Source organism: Ideonella azotifigens (assembly GCF_006519715.1).
Taxonomy (GTDB): Bacteria; Pseudomonadota; Gammaproteobacteria; order Burkholderiales; family Burkholderiaceae_C; genus Ideonella; species Ideonella azotifigens.
This window is the reverse complement of sequence record NZ_VIDT01000534.1, coordinates 1-3,914: the sequence shown is the minus strand read 5'-3', so window position 1 is coordinate 3,914 and position 3,914 is coordinate 1. Positions and strand designations below refer to the sequence as shown.

Genomic DNA, 3,914 nt, shown 5'->3' with positions numbered 1-3,914 from the left:
GGCGTCCGGCTCGTCTTCGGGAGGGTGATGCGGATCCGGCGTCATGAAGGGTCCATCCGGTGGGCGGCCAGGACTTCGCGCAGTTTGCCGCGGGCGCGGGACAGGCGAGACATCACGGTGCCGACCGGCACGTCGACGATGCGGGCGATGTCGGCATAGGCCAGCTCTTCCAGCTCGCGCAGCACGATCACTTCGCGCAGCGGTGGCGAGAGTGCTCGGATGGCCGCGTCCACCTCGTGCTGCAGGCGGCTACGCTGCAACTGCTGCTGCGGCTCGCCGCTCGCCGGAGCGCGCAGTTCGGCGGCGAAGACGGCTTCGTCGAACTCCAGCAGCATCGGGCCGTTCTGCTGGCGCGCCAGCTGCGTGCGGCAGGTGTTGCGCACGATGCCCAGCAGCCAAGGTCGCGCTTCGTCACCTTTGAGCGAGTCGAGGTAGCGGAACGCGCGCATCGCGGCTTCCTGCAGCGCGTCGTCCGCCGCCTGGGCGTCGCGCAGTAGCCAGCGCGCCAGGTTGTAGCCGGCGTCCAGGTGCGGCATCACCTGTTGCTCGAAGACCTGGCGGCGGTTCATGTGGACATGCTACGCACTGACGATGAAACGGCCATTCATTTCCTCGTGGCCATCGCCGCAGAAGTTGTCGCAGAGGAAATCGATCTTGCCGGGCGCGGTGGGGCGGATCTCCAGCTTGACGATCTGGCCCGGCACCAGGTCGGCCCGCAGATTCAGCGCCGGCACGTTGAAGCCATGCGTGAAGTCCAGCGCCTGCAGCTCCAGCAGCACCGCCTCGCCGGCCTTCAGCGGGATTTCGGCAGGCTCGTACTGGAAGCGCCTGGCGACGATGCGGATTGCGCGAGGCCCAGACTGGGCACCTGCCACGCCGGCAAGCAAGACGGCACCCCCAAGCAACACAAATCTCCTGTCCACGCCGCTCATGCCTTCGCCACCGGCAGATCGGCGATGTCGTACTGCAGGCCCTTCTGCTCGGCCTCGACCTGGCGCCAGCCCAGGCCCTGGTAAGGCGCAGCCGGGTTCCAGGGCAGCGGCGTGCGCTTGTCCTGCGAGCCGGGCACCGGCAACGGGAAGATCAGCGACTGGGCCGAGTGGTGGGCGATGTGGCCGGTCATGCGGTGCAGCGCCTGGTGGATGTGGCCGTAGAACACGGTGACGTGCTGGAACGGCATCAGCAGTGCAATCGCCTGCGCGCCGTCGCGCGTCGCCCAGTCCCACTGCGGCGCCAGGTCGAACAGCGGGCGGTGGGTCAGCACGACCAGCGGGGCCTGCGGGTCGCGGCCGGCCAGGTCGGCCTTGAGCCAGGCAAGCTGTTCTTCGCCGATCTTCGCGCCGGGGTCGGAGACATTGTCCAGCGCGATGAAGTGCACGCCCTGGTGGTCGAAGCTGTAGTGCGTGGGGCCGAACATTTCCTGGAACGCGGCGCCACGGTCCAGCGAAGCGTCGTGTTCGCCGGGCATGAAGTGCACCACCGGCACCTTCAGCCCGGCGACGATGGCCTTGAACTCGGTCATGCGGCGGCGGCGCTCGGCAGGGTCGTCGGTGGTGTGCGTCAGGTCGCCGGTGAAGACGATGAAGGCCGGCGGCTCGGCCAAGGCGTTGACTGCCGCCACGGCCTTGGTTAGCGTGCCGCGCGCATCCGGGTTGGCGGGGCCTTCGTAGCCCCAGTGACTGTCGGAGAGCTGGACGAAATAGAAGTCGCTGCCAGTCGCGGCGCCGGCGGTCTGCATGCCTGCACAGCCGGCCAGGCCGGAGGCGAAGACCGCGCCGCCGCCTGCGGCGGCCAGGTGGAGGAAGTCACGTCGTTGCATTCGAAGGCTCCTGAGCAAGGGAGTTGGGGGTCCTGCCATGCCTTACCGGCGCGCCGCCCGGTTTATTCCGTCGGCGGCACCACTCAATGCGCGGAGAGCGTCTTCAGGTAGGCGATCAGGTCGGCCCGGTCCTGTGCTTCCGGCACGCTGACGCCCATGCGCTGGCCGGGTGCGAAGCGCTCCGGGTCGCTCAGCCAGCGGTCCAGCGTGGCTTCGGTCCACACGCCCCCGGTGGCCTTCAGCGCACTCAGCGCAGGTGAATAGGCAAAGCCGGGCGCCGAGCCCGGCGCCCGGCCGAACACGCCCTGGTGCGCCGGGCCCACGCCGTTGTAGGCAACGGAATGGCAGGCGGTGCAGCGTGCCTGGTAGAGCTGGCGGCCGTGCTCGGCGTCGCCCACGGCGGAGGCAACGGCCGGCAACAAGGCCAGCAACAGCGGAAAGACAGTGAAGCGACGGCTTGGGGACATGGCGGTTCCGGTGGCTGCGGCAGACGGTGTGTCCGCCTCCCCATGCCTTACCGCCGCGCCCTCCGGTTCATTCCCGCCCAAGCTGCACGCCGCCGGTGCGGCGCACCGTGCCAGCCCCGGCACGACCCTCGCCAGTGCACTGGCGGCGTGCGCGTTTCAGGGCCCAAACAGGCCACTCAAAGGCCACGCCCCGGGAACACGCGGCAGCGGTCGGGTTCGCCAGGGCTGGCCTGCAGATTGCTTGTATACCAGCTAGAACTTCAATCCGAACACCAAGGCAGTGCGGGGAAGGCGCTGTGGTGTGTCGGTCGGCTTGTCTACCCACCTTCTGGAGCTTTTGATGACGCAGCAGCACGCGCACTGGAACCGCAGGCAATGGATCAAGCACACCGGCGTGGGGCTGGGCGCCCTGAGCCTCGGCGACCTGGCCCTGGCGGCCGATGCACCGCTCACCGTGGGCTTCATCTACGTGGGCGCCAAGGACGACTACGGCTACAACCAGGCGCACGCCGAGGCGGTGGCCCAGGTCAAGAAGTGGCCCGGCATCAAGGTGGTGGAAGAAGAGAACGTGCCCGAGACCACCGCGGTGCAGAAGACCATGCAGGGCATGATTTCGCAGGACGGCGCAAAGCTGATCTTCCCCACCTCCTTCGGCTACTTCGACCCGCACATGCTGGCCATGGCCGCCAAGTTCCCGGACGTGCGCTTCGCCCATTGCGGCGGCATGTGGACAGCAGGCAAGCACCCGACCAACACCGGCAGCTTCTTCGGCTACATCGACGAAGCCCAGTACCTCAACGGCGTGATCGCCGGCCACATGACCAAGAGCAAGAAGCTCGGCTTCGTGGCGGCCAAGCCCATCCCGCAGGTGCTGCGCAACATCAACGCCTTCACGCTGGGCGCGCAAAGCGTGCACCCGGATATCACCACCACGGTGATCTTCACTGGCGACTGGTCCATGCCGGTCAAGGAAGCCGAAGCCACCAACAGCCTGGCCGACCAGGGCATCGACGTGTTCACGATGCACGTGGACGGGCCCAAGGTGATCGTCGAGACCGCCGCCAAGCGCGGCAAGTTCGTCTGCGGTTACCACGCCTCGCAGGCCAAGCTGGCCCCGGCCGCGTACCTGACCGGCGCCGAGTGGAACTGGACCACGGCCTACAAGCAGATCATCGACGCCGCCAAGACCGGCAAGCCGCACCCGAACTTCGTGCGCGGCGGCCTCAAGGATGGTTTCGTGAAGTCCTCGCCCTATGGCGCGATGGTGCCGGAGCCCGCGAAGAAGCAGGCTGAGACCGTGCGCGCTTCGATGATGGCCGGCACGTTCGACATCTTCAAGGGCGAGCTGAAGGACAACACCGGCAAGGTCGTGATCCCCAAGGGCAAGGTCTTCAAGCAGACCGATGCCGAGCTGGAAGGCATGAACTACCTCGTCGCCGGCGTCGTCGGAAAAGTCTGAGCTTCATCCATGGCGCCGCAGGCCTTGCGGCGCCGCGCAGTCCAGGGAGATTCCCATGTCCGCTGCACCCCGGCCCTGGCATGCCAGCGCTGAAAACATCGCCCTGCCGGTGCTGGCGCTGGCCGGCGCGCTGCTGCTGTTCGGCCTGTTCGTCTGGCTGGGCGGCCAC

At 67.7% G+C, this 3,914-nt stretch carries 5 protein-coding genes; 1 reads left to right on the top strand and 4 read right to left on the bottom strand.

Features of this window, described 5'->3' with window-relative positions; genetic code table 11:
• Positions 1 to 41: 41 nt before the first annotated feature.
• From FKP22_RS23490 to FKP22_RS23475, 4 genes are all read right to left on the bottom strand, one after another.
• The gene (locus tag FKP22_RS23490; RefSeq protein WP_141290094.1) at positions 42 to 569 is read right to left on the bottom strand and encodes a sigma-70 family RNA polymerase sigma factor; all 528 of its coding nucleotides are present in this window, start codon (positions 567 to 569) and stop codon (positions 42 to 44) included.
• 9 nt (positions 570 to 578) lie between these two features.
• A complete protein-coding gene (locus FKP22_RS23485) occupies positions 579 to 932 on the bottom strand; it encodes a cupredoxin domain-containing protein (RefSeq protein WP_141290093.1) in 354 nt (117 codons plus the stop codon).
• Positions 929 to 1,819, bottom strand: a complete 891-nt coding sequence (locus FKP22_RS23480) for a metallophosphoesterase family protein (RefSeq protein WP_141290092.1) — start codon at positions 1,817 to 1,819, stop codon at positions 929 to 931. The genes FKP22_RS23485 and FKP22_RS23480 overlap by 4 nt, the downstream gene beginning before the upstream one ends.
• Positions 1,820 to 1,902: 83 nt before the next feature.
• The gene (locus FKP22_RS23475) at positions 1,903 to 2,286 is read right to left on the bottom strand and encodes a c-type cytochrome (RefSeq protein WP_141290091.1); all 384 of its coding nucleotides are present in this window, start codon (positions 2,284 to 2,286) and stop codon (positions 1,903 to 1,905) included.
• Between the two features lie 340 nt (positions 2,287 to 2,626).
• On the opposite strand from FKP22_RS23475, the gene FKP22_RS23470 reads away from it, so the two are divergent.
• Complete coding sequence (locus FKP22_RS23470; RefSeq protein WP_141290090.1) at positions 2,627 to 3,745, top strand: BMP family ABC transporter substrate-binding protein; 1,119 nt, start codon at positions 2,627 to 2,629, stop codon at positions 3,743 to 3,745.
• The last annotated feature ends 169 nt before the right edge of the window (positions 3,746 to 3,914 follow it).

Bases quoted from the DNA above. Each gene is read 5' to 3' on its own strand.
- FKP22_RS23480 (WP_141290092.1), bottom strand. From the start codon at position 1,819: ATGCAACGACGTGACTTCCTCCACCTGGCCGCCGCAGGCGGCGGCGCG.
- FKP22_RS23490 (WP_141290094.1), bottom strand. From the start codon at position 569: ATGAACCGCCGCCAGGTCTTCGAGCAACAGGTGATGCCGCACCTGGAC.
- FKP22_RS23470 (WP_141290090.1), top strand. From the start codon at position 2,627: ATGACGCAGCAGCACGCGCACTGGAACCGCAGGCAATGGATCAAGCAC.
- FKP22_RS23475 (WP_141290091.1), bottom strand. From the start codon at position 2,286: ATGTCCCCAAGCCGTCGCTTCACTGTCTTTCCGCTGTTGCTGGCCTTG.
- FKP22_RS23485 (WP_141290093.1), bottom strand. From the start codon at position 932: ATGAGCGGCGTGGACAGGAGATTTGTGTTGCTTGGGGGTGCCGTCTTG.